General features: G+C 69.3%; 13 protein-coding genes. 5 read left to right on the forward strand and 8 right to left on the reverse strand.

Annotated features, from left to right (window positions below):
- Nucleotides 1–430 precede the first annotated feature (430 nt).
- The 4 genes from K8O92_01200 to K8O92_01215 all read right to left on the reverse strand — a co-directional run bounded on the left by K8O92_01200 (nt 431) and on the right by K8O92_01215 (nt 4,213).
- Complete coding sequence (locus K8O92_01200) at nt 431–1,099, reverse strand: ATP-dependent Clp protease proteolytic subunit (protein ID UAK32683.1); 669 nt, start codon at nt 1,097–1,099, stop codon at nt 431–433.
- A gap of 70 nt (nt 1,100–1,169) precedes the next feature.
- Nucleotides 1,170–1,775 carry an ATP-dependent Clp protease proteolytic subunit gene (locus K8O92_01205; protein ID UAK35368.1) on the reverse strand — a complete coding sequence of 202 codons (606 nt, stop codon included), beginning with the start codon at nt 1,773–1,775 and terminating at the stop codon, nt 1,170–1,172.
- 218 nt (nt 1,776–1,993) lie between these two features.
- The gene (gene tig / locus K8O92_01210; protein ID UAK32684.1) at nt 1,994–3,370 is read right to left on the reverse strand and encodes a trigger factor; all 1,377 of its coding nucleotides are present in this window, start codon (nt 3,368–3,370) and stop codon (nt 1,994–1,996) included.
- 264 nt (nt 3,371–3,634) lie between these two features.
- On the reverse strand, nt 3,635–4,213 hold the full coding sequence (locus tag K8O92_01215) for an FKBP-type peptidyl-prolyl cis-trans isomerase (protein UAK32685.1): 579 nt from the start codon (nt 4,211–4,213) through the stop codon (nt 3,635–3,637).
- A 212-nt stretch (nt 4,214–4,425) separates the two neighbouring features.
- On the opposite strand from K8O92_01215, the gene K8O92_01220 reads away from it, so the two are divergent.
- The 5 genes from K8O92_01220 to K8O92_01240 all read left to right on the forward strand — a co-directional run bounded on the left by K8O92_01220 (nt 4,426) and on the right by K8O92_01240 (nt 10,487).
- Nucleotides 4,426–6,897, forward strand: a complete 2,472-nt coding sequence (locus K8O92_01220) for a phosphoketolase family protein (protein UAK32686.1) — start codon at nt 4,426–4,428, stop codon at nt 6,895–6,897.
- Between the two features lie 136 nt (nt 6,898–7,033).
- Nucleotides 7,034–7,678 carry a TetR/AcrR family transcriptional regulator gene (locus tag K8O92_01225; protein UAK32687.1) on the forward strand — a complete coding sequence of 215 codons (645 nt, stop codon included), beginning with the start codon at nt 7,034–7,036 and terminating at the stop codon, nt 7,676–7,678.
- A 182-nt stretch (nt 7,679–7,860) separates the two neighbouring features.
- On the forward strand, nt 7,861–8,610 hold the full coding sequence (locus tag K8O92_01230; GenBank protein UAK32688.1) for a DUF6008 family protein: 750 nt from the start codon (nt 7,861–7,863) through the stop codon (nt 8,608–8,610).
- A gap of 808 nt (nt 8,611–9,418) precedes the next feature.
- Complete coding sequence (locus tag K8O92_01235) at nt 9,419–9,799, forward strand: hypothetical protein (protein UAK32689.1); 381 nt, start codon at nt 9,419–9,421, stop codon at nt 9,797–9,799.
- 148 nt (nt 9,800–9,947) lie between these two features.
- Nucleotides 9,948–10,487: a hypothetical protein gene (locus K8O92_01240; GenBank protein ID UAK32690.1), complete on the forward strand. Its 540-nt coding sequence runs from the start codon at nt 9,948–9,950 to the stop codon at nt 10,485–10,487.
- A gap of 41 nt (nt 10,488–10,528) precedes the next feature.
- Here K8O92_01240 and K8O92_01245 read toward each other — a convergent pair whose 3' ends face one another.
- The 4 genes from K8O92_01245 to K8O92_01260 form a co-directional block, all read right to left on the reverse strand.
- On the reverse strand, nt 10,529–13,078 hold the full coding sequence (locus K8O92_01245) for a hypothetical protein (protein UAK32691.1): 2,550 nt from the start codon (nt 13,076–13,078) through the stop codon (nt 10,529–10,531).
- Nucleotides 13,079–13,189: 111 nt separating this feature from the next.
- Complete coding sequence (locus K8O92_01250; protein ID UAK32692.1) at nt 13,190–15,718, reverse strand: AAA family ATPase; 2,529 nt, start codon at nt 15,716–15,718, stop codon at nt 13,190–13,192.
- 117 nt (nt 15,719–15,835) lie between these two features.
- A complete protein-coding gene (locus K8O92_01255) occupies nt 15,836–16,390 on the reverse strand; it encodes a dihydrofolate reductase family protein (GenBank protein ID UAK35369.1) in 555 nt (184 codons plus the stop codon).
- Between the two features lie 274 nt (nt 16,391–16,664).
- Nucleotides 16,665–17,399 carry a MerR family transcriptional regulator gene (locus K8O92_01260; protein ID UAK32693.1) on the reverse strand — a complete coding sequence of 245 codons (735 nt, stop codon included), beginning with the start codon at nt 17,397–17,399 and terminating at the stop codon, nt 16,665–16,667.
- Nucleotides 17,400–17,554: the final 155 nt, after the last annotated feature.

Here is a 17,554-nt window from a genome sequence, read left to right on the forward strand (position 1 = left end):
GTCCGTCCAGGTTGCCAGCTGTCCACCACTTTCGCAGCCGCAAACGCATCGGCTGATCCGTGGCCGGTGGGGCAGTGCTGTCAACCGGGAGCAAAGGTCCCTAGGTTGACCGTACCCGGTGTTCGGGATGGAGGTCGACAACTCGCGCATGTTTCTCGCGCGGGTTGTGCGAGTTGTCCCGACACCGACAGGCGATCCGCCCGTCGGATCGGCAACCGAGACCTCCGGCCACCTATCGCGCCGCGCCAGGATTCGAACAGATTCTCATCCGCGGCGGCGCGTATGCGGTCCCGGCCGGGCGGCACGCCGATTGGCATACTTCCCGGCCGGAAATTCCCTTTTGTAGAGCGATTTCCGAGCGAACCGCCACCGGGATCGGCGATTCACCCCCGTCGTCCCGGCTCCGCCGGAAGCGACGATCGGCGCCTGATTACTTCTGCGCGCTCAGCTTGCGGTAGTCGAACACCGTGTCGATGATCCCGTACTCCCTGGCCTCCTCGGCCGTCAGGATCTTGTCACGGTCGGTGTCCTTGCGGATGGTATCGGCGTCCTTGCCGGTGTGCCGCGCGAGCGTGGTCTCCATCAGGCGGCGCATGCGCTCGATCTCGGCGGCCTGGATCTCCAGGTCCGACACCTGCCCCTGGATGCCACCCTCCAGCGAGGGCTGGTGGATCAGCACGCGGGCGTTGGGCAGGCAGGCGCGCTTGCCCGGGGTGCCCGCGGCCAGCAGCACGGCGGCGGCCGAGGCGGCCTGGCCCAGGCAGACCGTGGCGACGTCGGCGCGCACGTACTGCATGGTGTCGTAGATGGCCATCAACGAGGTGAACGAGCCGCCCGGCGAGTTGATGTACATGGTGATGTCGCGGTCGGGGTCCAGCGACTCCAGCACCAGCAGCTGCGCCATGATGTCGTTCGCCGAGGCGTCGTCCACCTGCACGCCGAGGAAGATGATGCGCTCCTCGAACAGCTTGTTGTAGGGGTTGGACTCCTTGACGCCGAAGCTCGAGTGCTCGATGAACGACGGCAGGATATAGCGCGCCTGCGGGCTCTGCGGTGCGATGCCGGACAGGCCGGCGCGCGGGTCGATCGAATTGGCCATCTGAGTCTCCAAAGTCGGTGCGGCGGCCGGACGTTCGAGGTGTCCGGGGGCCTGTGGGTGATCCGGTGCGTTACTTCTTGGCGCCGTTGGCCTGATTCGCGTGGCTGATCACGTGGTCGATGAAGCCGTATTCCAGGGCTTCGGTCGCGGTGAACCAGCGGTCGCGGTCGGCGTCGGCGGTGACCTGCTCGACCGACTTGCCGGTGTGCATCGCCTGCAGCTCGTTCAGCTCGCGCTTGGTGTGCGCGAACTGCTCGGCCATGATCGCGATGTCGGCCGCCGAGCCGCCGATGCCCGCGGAGGGCTGGTGCATCATGATGCGCGCGTGCGGCAGCGCGTAGCGCTTGCCCTTGGTGCCCGCGGTGAGCAGGAACTGCCCCATGGACGCGGCCAGGCCCATGCCGTAGGTAGCGATGTCGCACTCGGCGAACTGCATCGTGTCGTAGATGGCCATGCCCGCGGTCACCGAGCCGCCCGGCGAGTTGATGTAGAGCGAGATGTCCCTGGTGGGGTCCTCCGCCGACAGCAACAGGATCTGCGCGCACAGCTTGTTGGCGATGTCGTCGTCGACCTGCGTGCCGAGGAAGATGATGCGCTCACGCAGCAGGCGCTCGTACACCGAATCACTGAGGTTGAGACCAGCAGTCGCGGTTGTCATGACCCCTGCCTGGTTGATTGTCACGGATACCTGCCTTCTCTCGCCGGCTCGTTGTGGGTTGCCCCATAGCCATCACTGGTTGGACCCGCCGCGCCCGATCGGACAGGGCGTATCCAACTTGCCGTCACAAACATTAACGAAGCAGGGCGGCACCGAACTCCCGGTACCGCCCTTTCTTCGCTCACAGCGCAATCAGCGCACCTCTCGGGCGTCGACCGCACCGACATTCCATGAAATTATTCGGCGTCCGCCGCGGCCGTCTCCTCGGCCTTGTCCTCGTCCGCGGAATCGGCGGGAGCGCCGAACATTTCGGTGGTGTCCACCGGGTTGCCCGCGGAATCGGTGACGGTCACCTTGCCGACCACGCCCGCCAGCGCCTTGCCGCGGCGCACGTCGGCGAACACCGCGCCGAGCTGGCCCGCCTGCTGCACCTGCTGGATGAACTGCTCCGGCGCCATGCCGTAGCGCTGCGCCTGGAACAGGATCCGCTCGGTGAGCTCCTCCTGGCCGACCTGGGTGCCCTCCGCCTCGGCGATGGCGTCCAGCAGCAGCTGGGTCTTCACCGACTTCTCGGCGGCCTCCTTGGTGTCGGCGTCGAACTCCTCGCGGGTGCTGCCCTGCTCCGCCAGCGCCTCGGCGAACTTGGCCTCGTCGTGGTCGAAGCCGTGCACCGCGTCGTGGGTGACGGCGTCGATCTCGGCCTTCACCACGGCCTCGGGCAGCGGCACCTCGACCTGCTCGAGCAGAGTCTCCAGCACCTTGTCACGGATCTCCCCGGCCTGCTGCACCTTCTTGACCCGCTCGACGCGGCTGCGCAGATCGGCCTTCAGCTCCTCCAGCGTGTCGAATTCGCTGGCCAACTGCGCGAACTCGTCGTCGGCCTCGGGCAGCTCACGCTCCTTGACCGACTGCACGGTCACGGTGATGACCGCGTCCTTGCCCGCGTGCTCGCCCGCGACCAGCTTGGAGGTGAACTCCTTCGACTCGCCCGCGGACAACCCGGCCAGCGCCTCGTCCAGGCCCTCGATGAGCTGACCGGAGCCGACCTCGTGGGACAGGCCGGTGGTGGCGGCCTCGGCCACCTCCTCGCCGTCCACGGTCGCGGAGAGATCGATGGAGACGAAGTCGCCGTCGCGCACCGGACGCTCGACGCCCGTCAGGGTGCCGAAGCGCTGGCGCAGCGACTGCAACTGCTCCTCGATGTCCTCGTCGCCGACGGTGAACGCGTCGACGGTGACCGCGATGCTCTCGTAGTCCGGCAGCGTGATCTCCGGCCGCACGTCGACCTCGGCGGTGAAGGCGAGTTCCTGGCCGTCCTCGATCTTGGTGATCTCGATGTCGGGCTGGCCGATGACCTTCACCTCGGAGGTGGTGACGGCCTCGCTGTAGCGGCCCGGCAGCGCGTCGTTGACGACCTGCTCCAGGATCGCGCCACGGCCGAGGCGAGCCTCGAGCAGCTTCGCGGGCGCCTTACCGGGACGGAAGCCGGGGATGCGGACCTGCTTGGCCAGTGCCTTGTACGCGCGGTCGAAATCCGGCTTCAACTCCTCGAAGGGCACCTCGACATTGATCCGGACCCGGGTCGGGCTCAGCTGCTCGACGGTGCTCTTCACGGACATGCTCCTTGTTCGTTGTTCGTACTGGTTGACGTTCGGTTTGCGGTGCCAGGGCCCGCCCTCCGGAGGCCGGAACGGCATGCGAGGCGGCCCTACGCTGGCTGCCACACTCCCCCACCGGCGCTGGTCGGCGATCCGGAGTCCCGGCCTCGGCCGGGACTCCGAGGGGTGCGGCGTACGCCACGCATCCCGACCAGGTTAGTTGACCGGCCGAGCGGGCCTGCACCCGGCGGTGCCTGCCGCGGGCCGCGAGCGGCCTGGCTACTTCCCCACCGACACCGCGTCGGTGACGAAGACCAGCGTCTCGTACGGCGCGATGCCACGCCCGCCCGCGCCGTAGCCCAGCTCCGGCGGCACGATCAACAGGCGGCGCGAGCCCTCCCGGACGCCGACGAGTCCCTGGTCCCAGCCGTCGATGACATCGCCGGCGCCGAGGGAGAGCTGGAACGGCTTGCCGCGGTTGAAGGAGCTGTCCAGCGTCTTCTTGTCCGACCAGGTCACCAGCGCGTAGTTCATGGTCAGCGGCTGCCCCGGTTCGGCGCCGGGCCCGCTGCCCTCGATCAGATCCTTGACGATCAACTGCCGGGGCGGGTCGCAGTCGTCCGGAATGGCGATGTCCGGCGCCGCACCGAAGTCGCCGGTGACGCGGATGTCCTCGGCGGTGCACTCCCGGCCTTTGCTCTGCGTGGCCGGGCGCTGCGCGACGGAAGGCCCCGCCGCCGTGGTGTTCGGCGCGGAGACGGTCGTGGCGGACGGCTCGTCGTCCGAGCCGCAAGCCGCCAGCGCGATGGTCGTCGCGGCGAGGGCGCCGATCCCGATGATCCTTCCGAGAATGTGCATGCCGCGGACCCTAGACCACGAGCGGCCGCGGGGTGGGACAGGCTTCCCGCGACACGCTCCGGCCGCCGCGGGGCATCGCGCCCGGCTAGGCTGGCGGTGAATTCTCCATCCGGCGTTGCCGATTCCGGTCGGCAACAGTGCACGACCCGGGGCGGTGGTCCCTTGTGGCGCCACTGTCCCCCCGATGCCCCGAGCGTGAGGAGAGTCGGCGCATGACACACATGGCAAGTGCAGGTGGCGATACCTCGGCCGACAACGTCGGCAGCACCGGCGGGCGAACCGTCGCCCCGCGTCCCTACCGGCTCGCGGACGTACCGGGCCCGTTGGAACGCGACGAGCTGACGTCGATCGATGCGTGGTGGCGGGCCGCCAACTATCTCGCGGTGGGCCAGATCTATCTGATGGCCAACCCGCTGCTGCGTGCGCCCCTGCGATCCGAGCACATCAAGCCCCGGCTGCTCGGGCACTTCGGCACGGTGCCGGGCCTGAATCTGGTCTGGGCGCACGCCAATCGCGCGATCCGCGCCCGCGGCCTGAACGCCGTCTTCGTCGCGGGTCCCGGGCACGGCGGTCCCGGCCCGAACGCGTGCGCCTGGCTGGAGGGCACGTACTCCGAGTTCTACAGCCACATCCCCCGGGACGCCACCGGTATGGGCGCGCTGTTCCGCCAGTTCTCCTTTCCCGGCGGGGTGCCGAGTCACTGCGCACCGGAGACACCCGGCTCCTTCCACGAGGGCGGCGAACTCGGGTACTCGCTGCTGCACGCCTTCGGCGCCGCCCTGGACAACCCCGATCTCACCGTGTTCTGCGTGGTCGGCGACGGCGAGGCGGAGACGGGGCCGCTGGCCACGAGCTGGCATGCGAACAAGTTCCTCAACCCGGCACGCGACGGCGCCGTGCTGCCGATTCTGGCGCTGAACGAGTACAAGATCGCCAATCCGACCATCCTGGCCCGCATCCCCGAACCGGAACTGCTCACCCTGCTGCGCGGATACGGTTACGAGCCGATCGTCGTCGCGGGCGACGACCCCGCGGCGGTCCATCAGGCGATGGCCGCGGCGGTGGACACGAGCATGGAACGCATCGATCGGGTCCAGCGCGCCGCACGAGGCGGCGGCGGCGATGGGGCGCGGCCCGCATGGCCGATGATCGTGCTGCGCACCCCCAAGGGCTGGACTTGTCCGCCGGTGGTGGACGGCGACCAGGTCGAGGGCACCTTCCGCGCGCACCAGGTCCCGTTGCCCGGCGCCCGCACCGACGCCGAACACCGCGCGGTCCTGGAGCAGTGGCTGCGCTCCTACCGCCCGGAGGACCTGTTCGACGACAGCGGCGCACCGGTGCAGGCACTGACCGATCAGGTACCCGGCGGCGATCGGCGGATGAGCGCCAATCCGGTCGCCAACGGCGGCGCGCTGCTGCGCGACCTGCGCCTGCCGGACTGGCGTGACTTCGGTGTCGAGGTGTCCTCGCCCGGCGCGACCCAGCACTCGGCCACCAGGGTGCTCGGCGCCTGGCTGCGGGAGGTCACCAGGAACAATCCGGACAATTTCCTCACCTTCGCGCCGGACGAACTGGCCAGCAACCGGCTGCAGGACATCCTCGAGGTCACCGGCCGGGACTGGCAGGCCGAGATCGATGCCCGCGACGAGAAGCTCGACCGGGCGGGCCGGGTGGTCGAGGTGCTGTCCGAACACATGTGCCAGGGGCTGCTGGAGGGGTACCTGCTGACCGGCAGGCACGGCGTGTTCACCTGCTACGAGGCGTTCATCCACATCGTGGACGCCATGTTCAACCAGCACGCCAAATGGCTCGACGCCAGTGCCGCGGTGCCGTGGCGGCGTCCGATTCCCAGCCTGAACTACCTGCTGTCCTCGCATGTCTGGCGGCAGGACCACAACGGCTTCACCCACCAGGACCCTGGCTTCCTCGACGTGGTGTTGAACAAGAAGGCTTCCATCGTGCGGGTGTATCTGCCGCCGGACGCCAACACGCTGCTGTCCACCTACGACCACTGCCTGCGCTCCCGGCACTACGTGAACGTGGTGGTCGCGGGCAAGCAGCCCCAGGCCGACTGGCTGCCGGTGACCGAGGCCGCCGAGCACTGCGCCCGCGGAATCGGCCTCTGGCCGTGGGCCGGGCACCGGGACGAAGTCGGCACCACACCGGATGTGGTACTCGCCTGCGCGGGCGACGTACCGACGCTGGAGACGCTCGCCGCCGCCGCGATCCTGCGCGAACGACTGCCCGACCTGCGCGTCCGGGTGGTCAACGTGGTCGACCTGATGCGGTTGCAGCCGCAGGGCGAGCATCCGCACGGGCTGACCGACAGCGAGTTCGACACGCTGTTCACCCGCGACCGACCGGTGATCTTCGCCTTCCACGGCTACCCGTGGCTGGTCCACCGGCTGACCTATCGGCGCGCCAACCACGACGGGCTCCATGTGCGCGGTTACAAGGAACGCGGCACGACGACCACGCCGTTCGACATGGTGATGCTCAACGATCTGGACCGCTACCACCTGGTGATGGACGTGATCGATCGCGTGCCGAGCCTGCGGGAGCGTGCCGCGGGGCTGCGGCAGGAGATGGTCGACGCGCGCTGGACGGCACGCGCTTGGACCAGAGAACACGGTGAGGACATCCCTGAGGTCGCGGACTGGAGCTGGCCCTACCAGCGCGCCTGAACCTGCGCGGGGTCACAGGTCATCGCAGCAGCTTGTCGGTGCCGCGCACCGGAGAACAGGCCCTCCCGGTTCCGCTCCGAAATCCGCGGTCCCCACGAGCGGGCCGAAGTCCGCACCTGAAAGTACGATCGACCGCATGGAAGGCGGCCAGGACTCCGTGCTGCTCCCGGCACGGCACAGCGACGACATCACCGACAAGCGTCTGCTGCGCGGCGCGCGCACTCGGGCCACGGTGCTGCGGCAAGCGGTCGACATCGCCTCGCTGGAGGGATTGGACGGCCTCAGCTTCGGCAGGCTGGCCGAGGGCACCGGGTTGAGCAAGGCCGGGATCCAGACCCTCTTCCGCACCAAGGAAGCACTGCAAGTGGCCACCGTGGACTACGCGCGCGAACGGTTCGTTGCGGCGGTCGTCGAACCGGCCCGGTCCGCGCCGCGCGGCGTCGCTCGCCTGCGCGCCTTGGTCGAGCACTGGATGGTCTACGCCGAGACGCCGCTGTTCGCGGGCGGATGCTTCCGTGCCGCCAATATGGCGGGGCACGACAGCAAGCCGGGTCCGGTCCGCGATGCGCTGTTCCGCGATCAGCGGGACTGGGTGCGACTGTTGGCGCGGGAGTTGAGCTCGGCGGCGTCCGCCGGTGAGATCGCCGAGCTGGACGTCGATCTGGTCGCCTTCCAGATCGATGCGGTGCTCTGCGCGACCAATACCGCATTGCGGATCGGCGACCCGGAGGCCGCGGCCCGCGCCCGCCGCATCATCGAGGGATTCCTCGAACCGGCCTGAACAAGCGCAATACGTCCCCGGGTATAACACCAGCCGAATTGTGCGGCCCCCAGGACATTCGGAAACTTCGGACAATACCCCCAGCCGCCTTGTATCTTGCGGACAGCGCGTTCCCACGCGCTTCCGTAAGCAACTCCCCATCCGTCGCCGTTGCCGGAGGGCGCGCAGAAGGGCGGTTCCCCATGAACCACACAGCCGAAGCGACCGGGTTGGAAATCCTAGGTGCGATATTGATGGTGGCCTGGATGGTCGTCATGTGGGCGGCCGTCGCCGTACTGGTCGTCGCGTTGCGTAAACCATTGCGACCATGGATGTTCCGCACCGCACTCGCCGTGATCGCGCTGGGCGTCCTCGCCCAGATCGGTCACTTCCAAGAACACGTCGCTCAGGTCGGGTACTGGATCCAGCACCCGAACGCACCAGCGTGGATGACGCCGTGGGGCACCGGCCTGGCCAACGGCTTCGGTCAGGTGAACCACATGAAACCCGCGCTGGGCATGGAGCTGCTGCACTTGGTCGGCAACTTCCACTTCCTCGCCGGACTGGTCGGCGTCGCCCTGGTCACCCACCACGCACTGGAGAGCAAGGCACGCAAGTGGGGCCGAATGGGCGTGCTGATGCAAGGCATCCACGGACTCGAGCATCTCGCACTGACTCTGACGGTCGCGTTCGGCGCCAAGGCGATCGGCTTGTCGACCATCTTCGGCTTGCTCGACCCAGGCGCCGGCGCGTCGACCTACCGCATCTGGTGGCACTTCCTGGCCAACGTGATCGGCACGACCATCTTCGCCATGGCGTTGTACCACCTGTGGCGGGAGCGCGCTGTGATCGAAGCACCGTTCCGCGACGCCGCGGCCGCCGAGCCGAAGCGTGCGCCCGCGGTGGCCAAGGAGCCGGTGGCTCCCGCGTACGCGGCCGTCACCGAAGCCTGATCGAGACCGTTCCCCGCACGCTGATCGTGGCGTGCGCACGCCGAAAGGCTTGCAGGCGTTTCGACGCCGCCATCCAGCCGTGACGGCCAGATCGCCACGGAGATCCGACAGAAGAGGGCGCCCGCCATACGGCGGGCGCCCTTTCGCGTACCCGCCTGTCCCGGGACCCATCGAAATGCGGCCCGAGGTGGTGCGTGCCCACAGGAGCCGTCCGTACGGACGAGCACTGCCGCCGCGCCTCACTCAGCTCAAAGGTGCCGTGCCGTCATGGAGCTCTCCGACAGCCACCATTCCCACCCGTGAGAAAAGCGCTCGACAACAATCGACCCGTCGATTAATGTGACGTTATCCAACGGCACGATAGATAGGGACTCGCACATCGGACCATACCGGTCCGATCCCCGATCCCGAGGTGGCGAGATGAACGGACGCGAACGATGACCGGCATCACGCCGCACCAGCGACGGACACAGACCTGGCTCGTCCGCCCGCTGATCGTGAGCGCGATAGCGGCCACGCCGGAAATCCCGGCGCCGGCCGAGGCGCTGGCCGGGCCCGACACCGTCGAGGCACCGCGCCCCGCAGACCCGGGCCGCCACGGATACGACAGGCCGGGCTCTTCCCATCCCGACGACCGGGACCGAGCCGACCGGCACCGCCCCGCGGACGACACCTCCGCGACGGATGCCGCCCCGATCCCTATCCCGCCCACACCTTGCGCGGCAACTCCGACCACCGATGTTCGCCGCACCGCCGCATCCCCAACCGCGCCGCCGCGCACAGCTCCAATCTCGAACGGAGACTTACGATGACCGCCAACTCCACCCGCCACACCGCCGCCCGGCGACTGCTCACCTGTGCCGCGATCGTCGGCGCCCTCACCGCGGGCGCGGCGGGGATCGCCGGCGCCGAGTCGCACTCCGGTCCGTCGAACCCGCGCAACGGCACGGGCGACACCACCGGCTGGCACCACATCGACCCCATGGGCCAGCACCACCGGAACACCGACCGGCTGGACGCCGAGGAGGCCGACCAGGCCGTCCGCGACTACCACCGGCGGCAGAACCAGCCCGCGCCGAGCGGCAACGTCACCGCGGGCACATCCGACAGTCCGAGCTGGTCGCGGGTGGCCCGCCCGGACGGCAGCGGCTACACCGTCTGCCGCCCGCAGGCCAGCTGGTGCCGGTAACCGCGGAGCCGGCCCACACCCCCCGCACTCGAAATCTCCGTGACGTCCGCCTGGACTGACCATACCGCTACATAGCGGCGCATTACTTGATGTATCACCATCCCGGAAATCCACTCCGGCCGGGATAGCTCACGAAAGAGAAACACACATGATCAACTTCAGCGGGCTTCGCCGGGCGCGCAGCGACAAGCGCGGCGCCACGGCACAGACGCTCACCCTGCTGGCGGCGGCAGCGGTGGCGGCGGGCGGCCTGAGTCTCGGCGCGGGCACCGCCGAGGCTCAGGGCGCTGCCTGCCTGTGGGCCGGGGGAGCCTACGGCCAAGGCACGACGGTCGTCGCCGGCGGCTGGACCTTCGCCTGCGGGACCGACGGACACGGCACACCGTACTGGCATCGCGGACACGCGGTGCGGCAGGCGAGCACCGTGCCCAACCCCGGCGCGTACGCCCACCCCGCGGGGCTGTTCAGCCCGGGCGCACGCCAGTACGGCACCGAATACAACGACTACTGCGTCGGCAGCCAGCTCATCGAAGGCTCCGAGGACGTCTACCAGGTGGTGTCGGACGGACGCGGCGCGGTGTGGTGGAAAGCCGCCGGGCCGATCGACCAGTGGTCCTTCGATCCGGGTACCGCACCGCAGCCGTCCTGGCGCTCGGCGAGCCTGTGCTATGACGGCTCCCTGACCTGATCGCATCACCACTTTCCGCACGCCCGTGACCGCCGCGATGGTCACGGGCGTGTTCGCGTTCGCGCGGGCCGCCGCTCGGACTCCAGCCGGATCCGCTCCTCGAGGTGGTCGGGGACGTGCCAGCTGATGTCGGCCCTGGTGGCCGCCATCAGCTTCCTGCGCACGGACGCCACCTGCGCGTCGACAGTCCGGATCGAACTGCCCCGGCGCGCGGCGATGGCGCTGTTGGCCCAGCCTGCCGCGGCCAGCACGGCGACCTCCCGTTCCGCGCGGGTCAACTCCTCCCAGCGCGAAGCCGTCGGCCTGGCTTGCGGACGCGCGTCCGGCAGCTGATCCATCGGCAATCTGCCGAGCAGAAACAGTTGCAGTTCGTCGCGTTCGGGACGCAGCCGGGCCCCGCGCTGGACCGCCGCCGCGTGGGCTTCGGCGCCGATGACGGCGGTGACCGCCGCCACCGCCTGGGCGGTGCCGCGGGCCACCAGTGTCACCCGGTCGGCGACGATGCCCATCGAACGGTGCAGCGTGGCGATTCCGCCCTGCAAATGGGCGATCTCGGTGGCGGCGGCTTTTGCCGCGGCGCTGTCGGTGTCCCCCGCGTCGATCCGGGCGGACAGCAGGTAGGTCAGCGCCATCATGCTGAAATGCGCCACCCAGCCCGCCGTCCAGGTGTCCCCCGTGATCAGCAGGCGCTCCAACGTGGACTGACCGAGTTTCACCGCTTCGCGGGGATCGCCGTGCCGGGACACCGCGATCATCCACGCCAGCTCCGCCCAGGAGATCGCCCAGCCCGCGTCGGAGGCGAGGGCCCGGTCCAGATGCCTGCGCGCGGCCGCCAGCGCGACGTCCGCGTCACCGAGGTTGGCGTAGGTGAGCGCCTCGAACAGTTCGCTGCGCTGTTCTCCGGCTCGGTCGCCCAAGGCGGCGAATTTCTCACGCGCTCTGGCCAGAACGTCCACCGCTCGTATGTCGAGGTGGATCAACAGCAGTTCCAGACCCCAGGTGAACTCGACCGCGGCGGGCAGGCCGACGTCGTCCGACGTCGTGTCACGCCAGCGACGCCGCAGATCCGGGTCGGACAGGCACTCCGCGGCGCATTCGTCCAGCAATTGCGCGGTGTAGGCGTGCCTGCCCTGCCAGATCGCGATCCAGCCCACCAGCGCGGTCGCATTGATCCGCAGCTTGGTCGGCGGCGGGTCCACCTGCGCGGTGACTTCCAGGGCCTGTTCGGTCAGGCTGGTGATGGGGCGGTTGGATCCGGTGATGAACGGCACGCGCAACGCCATCAGTGTCGCGGCGGTCTCCAGTCCGACCACGGCCTCCTCCGGATCGGAGAGGCTGGTTTCTACGGCGATGAGGATGTTGTCCCATGCCGCCCGTGCCCAGGCGATCCACTCCTGTTCACCCGGGCCGTACCAGGTCGCCGGGCCCGCGGCGACGCGATCCCGGTAGTGCCGCCGATGGCGGGCGAGCAGGCGCGCCTCGTCCAGGTGATCACCGCGCACGGACAGGCGGTCCCGCACGAACACCCGGACGCTTTCCAACAGGTAGTAGCGCACGGTCGTCGCGGTGAAATGGGCCGACAGCAGCGAGCGTTCCACCAGGCGCTCGAGCAGCCCGCCGATCTCCTCCACGGGCAGCGCGGCGTCCGCGCACACCGCCACGATCGCGTCGAGTTCGGCTCCGCCCGAAGGCGTCTCGTCGTTCTCGGCGTCGCAACCGGTGGCGAACACCGACAACCGGTCCAGCAGCAACTGTTCACGTGCGGTGCACAGCCCGTAGGACCAGGCGATCACGTCGCGCACGCTGCGGTGCCGTTCGCCGACGCCGCCCCTGGCGCCGTGCGTCCACTGGAGGCGGCGATCGTCGGTGTCACCGGACAACTCGCGCAACACGATGGCCGGTGGCCGGTGCAGCAGCCGCGCCGCGGCCAGGCGGATGAACAGCGGGTTGTTGTCGACGTGGCCGCAGATCCGGGTGGCGATGGCGAGCTGTCCGGGGTCTTCGGAGATCGGCCGTCCGGTGCGCTCGGCTCGCCGCCGGAACAGTTCGAGAGCGTGCGGGCTGGACAGCGGTGGCACGGTCACCAGGTATTCATCGATCCAGCCGATCGGCTCGCGGCTGGTCGCGACGATGGTCAAGCCGGGGACTGCCTGCAGCAGGCTGATGATGAGCGGGCCGACCCCGCCGAGCACATGTTCGCAGTTGTCCAGGACCAGAATGGTCCGATGAGCCTCCTCCTCGGCGCCGCCCTCGGTGAAGGTCGCCACCAAGCCGTCCCAGGCGGAGCGGCCTGCGATGCCGTTCTTCGCGACCGATAGCAGCACTTCCTCGGCAACCGCGCCGGTCTCAGCGCCTGCCGCGAGCCGGGCCAGGCGGGTCCAGTAGACCGCGCGCCTCGCCGCACCGCGATACCGTCGCACGGCTTCGACCGCCAACGTCGTCTTGCCGATGCCGCCGGGCCCGACCAGGGTGATCAGCCGGGCGCTCGGCGAGTTCAGCAGGGCGTCGATCTGCCGCAGTTCGGCGTGCCTGCCCACGAACTCAACGGGCGCGGTGGGGCCGTTGCCGCCACCGCTGTTCACCTCCGACATGCCGACACACCTACCGATCCCGAGAAACACCGCTCGAGCAGCCTAGTGGGCGCGGCCGGACAGCAGGGTTCCGCCGTCGCGCCCACGCCCGGGCGCTGAGGAGGCAGCCGTCTACCGATGCCTGCTCCCCCCTTTGCGGCCGCGGCTGGGCCGCCGCTCGGACTCGTACCGGACCCGTTCGGCGAGCTCGTCGGGAATGTGGCCCGCGATCTCGGCGCGCGAGGCGATCATGAGCTTCTGCCGGATCGCGGCGACCTGCGCGTCGACGGTCCGGACGGAGCTGCGCCGACGACCGGCGATGGCGCTGTTGGGCCAGCCCGCCGCCGCGAAGACGGCGACATCCTGCTCGGCTTCCGACAGGTCGCTCCAGCGCGGGACCGGCCGCCGGGACGCGGGCCGGGACGCGGCCGGGCGGTCCGGACGGCGGGAGGCCCGCTCCGGCTCGGTGGCCGGACACCACAGCGCGTCGAGTTCGGGACGCAGCCGCGTGCGGCGTTCGGCGGAGGCGTAGGCCCGGTCGCCGAGCACCGCGCGGGCGATCTCCGCGGCTCTGCGGATCTCGGCGGCGATCAGGGGCACCCGGTCGACGGCGATGCCCATCGAACGCTGACGCGTCTTGAAGCTGCCGAGCAGATAGGCGATCTCCGTCGCGTCCTCGACGGCCGCGGTGCGATCGGCTCCCTCGGCCTGTTCGGCGACGAGGACCTGGGCCCGCGCGACGATGTGCGCCCCCACCGCCCAGCTCGCCGTCCAGGTGTCCTGCTCACCGCGGTAGCGGGTGAGGACGGCGTGGGTCGACGCCACGGCCTCGGCTGCGGATCCGTGCTTGGCCAGCGCCACCGCGCGCGCGATCTCCGCCCATGCTCTCGACAACGTCGAGCCGGAGGACATCGACCGCTCCAGGAACCGCGCGGTGTTCTCCAGCGCCTGTCGCTGGTCGCCGACGAGGGCGGAGCAGAATGCCACGAACACGTCACTGCGCTCGGCGCCGATGCGGTCGCCTTGCTCGGTGAACTTGCGCCGGGCGCGGGTGAGGACCGCGATCGCCCGCGGATCGCCACGCACCAGCATCAGCTCGAGTCCCCACATCCATTCCACCGGTGCGGGCAGGCCGAAATCCGTGTCGGTATAGCGCGGGCCCGCTCCAGGGGGGAGGCCGGCGCAGTCCGCGAGCAATCGGGGAATGTGCTCGGTGTGCCCCCGCCACAACGAGATCCAGCCGAGCAGCGCGGTGGCCAGGTCGGCGAGGCCGGAGGGACCGAGGCCGCAGGACCGGGTCGCTTCGAGTGCGCGTTCGGTCAACCGGGTGAGCGCGCCCGCGCCCGACTTGACGTACGGCACCTTCATCGAGAGCAGGACGGTGGCGGTCTCCAACGCGACTACGGCCTCCGCCGGGTCGGCCAAGCCCGATTCGATGCCGAGCACGATGTCGTTCCAGGCCGATCGCGCCCACGCCAGCCAGGCCTGATCCTGCGGGCCGAGCCAGATGGCCTGTCCGGCGACCACCTTGTCCCGGAAGTACCGGCGGTGCCGCGCGGCGAGGCGATCGAATTCACCGCGGTCACGGCGGCGCAGCCGGTCGCGGGCGAACACGCGGACACTCTCGACCAGGTACCAGCTGACCGTGGTCGCGGTGAGATGCGCCGACAGCAGCGACTGTTCGGTCAGGCGCTCCAGCAGGTGTTCGATCGAACGCACGGGCAGGGTGTCGTCGGCGCACACCGCGATCGCGGCGTCGAGCTCGATGCCGCCGCGCAGCGACTCGTCGTCGGTCTCGTACCCGGCGGCGAAGACCGACAGCCGCTCCAGCAGCAACTGCTCGGACGGGCTGCACAATGCGAAGGACCAGGCGACCACGTCGTAGACGCCGCGGTGACGCTCCTCGGCGCCCGCCTTCGCCCCGTGGGTCCAGCGCAGGCGTTTGTCGTCCGCGTCCCCGGTGAGTTCGCGCAGCACCCGGACCGGCGGCTGGTGCCGCAGGCGCGCCGCGGCCAGCCGGATGAACAGCGGGTTGTGGTCGACTCGGCGGCAGATCCGCGCGGCGACGGCCATCTGCTCGCGCTCGTCCGGGATCGCCCGTCCGATGAGTTCGGCGCGCTGCCGGAACAATTCGAGCGACTGCCGCGGCGAGAGCGGGGGCACGGCCACGATGTACTCGTCGGCCCAGCCGATCGGTTCCCGGCTGGTGGCCAGGATCGTCAGCCCGGGTGCGGCCTCCAGCAACTCGGCGATCATCGCCGCGACCGCACCGAGCAGATGTTCACAGTTGTCCAGCACCAGGACCGCGCCCTCGGCGGAACGGTCACCGCTGGCGAGGGTGCGCACCAGGGCGGCGCGTGTCGGTGGCGAACTCGGGTCGGTGCGCACCGCCGACTGCATCACGTCCTGCGCGGTGGCGGAGCTGTCGGCCTCCAGCCCGGCCAGCCGCGCCCAGTACACCGGCCTGTGCCTGCCGCGCGCGCCGTGGCGCAGTACTTCCGCGGCTAATCGCGTCTTTCCGATCCCGCCGGGGCCGACCAGGGTGATCAGCCGGGCGTCGCCGTCCAGCAGCGCGCCCAGCCGGTCCAATTCCGTTTCGCGGCCGACGAATTCACTGGTGGATGCAGGCAGCACGTCGCCACGTGCCTGAACCAGGGGCATAAAACGAAAGTTAGCCGACGACGCGGCAACGCGCTCGACAATCAGAGGTTACGTCCGGACGACACCGGCGGCTTTCGCGCGCGGTGAGACCCATTTCGCACTTCCCGCGCCGGATTGCTACCCGGTGGGGGCCATCTGCTGGTAATGCATCTGGACCACCGCGCTGTCGAAGGTCATCACGTCGACCAGTTGCAGCCCCGACACCACCGCGGGCGTCGGGAACAGCGGGATCCCGCCGCCGAGCAGGATGGGGTGCACGAACAACCGGTACTCATCGATCAGGTCGTGCTTCATGAAGGCCGATGCCGTCTCCGCGCCGCCGAACAGGACCATGTCGTATCCCGGCTGCGCGCGTAACGCGGTGATCTCCTCGACGAGGTCGTCCCGGACCACCCTGGTGTTCCAGCCCGCGGTGGCCATGGTGCGGGAGAAGACCAGTTTGGGCGTCTGCTTCCAGCAGCGCGCGAAATCCACGTAGAACTCCGAGATCGCGGGATCCACGTCGGCGGTCGGCCAGAACGACGCCATGATCTCGTAGGTCTTGCGGCCGTAGAGGAACAGGTCGGCCGAGCGCAATTCGTCCAGAAACGACTCGCACAGTTCCTCGTCCACCACCGGCCAGTGGATTTCCTGATCCGGCCCCTCCGCGAAGCCGTCGAGCGACATCTGCATCCACAGTGTCACGCTTCCCATGTGCCCACACCCATCCTGCTGCCCTTGTGCGACTTTCAGATTGTCGGGGAGTGCGACACTTCGGCGCATCGGTAGATCAGCCGGAGACATACTTAAGTAGTCGGCCATAGGTGGTCGGCGCACACTGGGAACGCGCGCAGACGACACCAATATACCGCTGAGCAACGGCACGTTACTGCCCCGTATCGCCAACAATGGGAATCTGAAACAGAAATGCTTCTGGCCCGACGGGTGAACCGTGCCGGGTGACCGATCACCCCTCCGGCAGCGCCTCCGAAAGCTCGGTGTCCTGGTCGAGATACCTTGCGACGAGCTGGTTCACGAGTTCGGCGACGATTTCCGCAGGAACGGACCTGGTCGCTTCCAGCCGCTGCGCCAGCTCGGCGACCTCCGCCGGGCCGCGATCGGAATCCTGGAACGACGCCAACGCGGTCCGGCGGAAGAACTCCATGTAGCGGTGGGCGATCCGATCCGCGTCGGCGCGCAGCTTCTCCAGCTCGCCGAGCACCTCCGCGGCCGGGATGCCCGCGGAGGCCATGCGATCGACACTGTGGGCCAGACGGCGATCCGCGATCCGGTAGGTCGCCGCGTCGACGGGCTCGTACAGACCCGCCGCGACGACGCGCGCCAGGCCGTTGGGCACGTCGCGATAGCGCTCGGCTAGTTCGGTCGCCGCGATGGTGTCCCCGGCCTCGACGACGGCCGGCTCGGCCGCGCCGGGCTCGCCGACCCCGAGGATGTCCCCCAGGTCGTCACCGCGGTCCCAGGCGTTGAGCAATTCCTTGATGCCGTTGATTTTGATCCCACGGTCGAGCAGTCTGCTGATGGTCCGCACGCGATTGAGGTGGTCGGCGCCGTAGAACCCGGTACGCCCCTTCACCTGCGGGGGCGGCAGCACACCGCGTTCGTGGTAAACGCGCAGGCTGCGCACGGTCGTACCGGCCTCCCGCGCCAGCTCGTCGATCGTGTACTCCACACCCGCAGTCATACTTCAAGGAAACCACATCGCAACACGGAGCGACCGCCGGTGGCGGCCGTTGTCCGGGCGACCGACCGGTCTCTAGCGACAAACCAGCAAACATCGTCGGCGTGGTGTGGAGCCGCCCTCGGCACACACGTCCGGCGAGGGTCCTTCCCGCCCCT

Source organism: Nocardia asteroides (assembly GCA_019930625.1).
In the GTDB taxonomy this organism is placed as follows: domain Bacteria; phylum Actinomycetota; class Actinomycetes; order Mycobacteriales; family Mycobacteriaceae; genus Nocardia; species Nocardia sputi.

Excerpts from the sequence above, each read along its gene's own strand:
- K8O92_01200 (UAK32683.1), bottom strand. The coding sequence starts at position 1,099 with ATGGCCAATTCGATCGACCCGCGCGCCGGCCTGTCCGGCATCGCACCG.
- K8O92_01215 (UAK32685.1), bottom strand. The coding sequence starts at position 4,213 with ATGCACATTCTCGGAAGGATCATCGGGATCGGCGCCCTCGCCGCGACG.
- K8O92_01220 (UAK32686.1), top strand. The coding sequence starts at position 4,426 with ATGACACACATGGCAAGTGCAGGTGGCGATACCTCGGCCGACAACGTC.
- K8O92_01225 (UAK32687.1), top strand. The coding sequence starts at position 7,034 with ATGGAAGGCGGCCAGGACTCCGTGCTGCTCCCGGCACGGCACAGCGAC.
- K8O92_01230 (UAK32688.1), top strand. The coding sequence starts at position 7,861 with ATGAACCACACAGCCGAAGCGACCGGGTTGGAAATCCTAGGTGCGATA.
- K8O92_01235 (UAK32689.1), top strand. The coding sequence starts at position 9,419 with ATGACCGCCAACTCCACCCGCCACACCGCCGCCCGGCGACTGCTCACC.
- K8O92_01240 (UAK32690.1), top strand. The coding sequence starts at position 9,948 with ATGATCAACTTCAGCGGGCTTCGCCGGGCGCGCAGCGACAAGCGCGGC.
- K8O92_01245 (UAK32691.1), bottom strand. The coding sequence starts at position 13,078 with ATGTCGGAGGTGAACAGCGGTGGCGGCAACGGCCCCACCGCGCCCGTT.
- K8O92_01250 (UAK32692.1), bottom strand. The coding sequence starts at position 15,718 with ATGCCCCTGGTTCAGGCACGTGGCGACGTGCTGCCTGCATCCACCAGT.
- K8O92_01255 (UAK35369.1), bottom strand. The coding sequence starts at position 16,390 with ATGCAGATGTCGCTCGACGGCTTCGCGGAGGGGCCGGATCAGGAAATC.
- K8O92_01260 (UAK32693.1), bottom strand. The coding sequence starts at position 17,399 with ATGACTGCGGGTGTGGAGTACACGATCGACGAGCTGGCGCGGGAGGCC.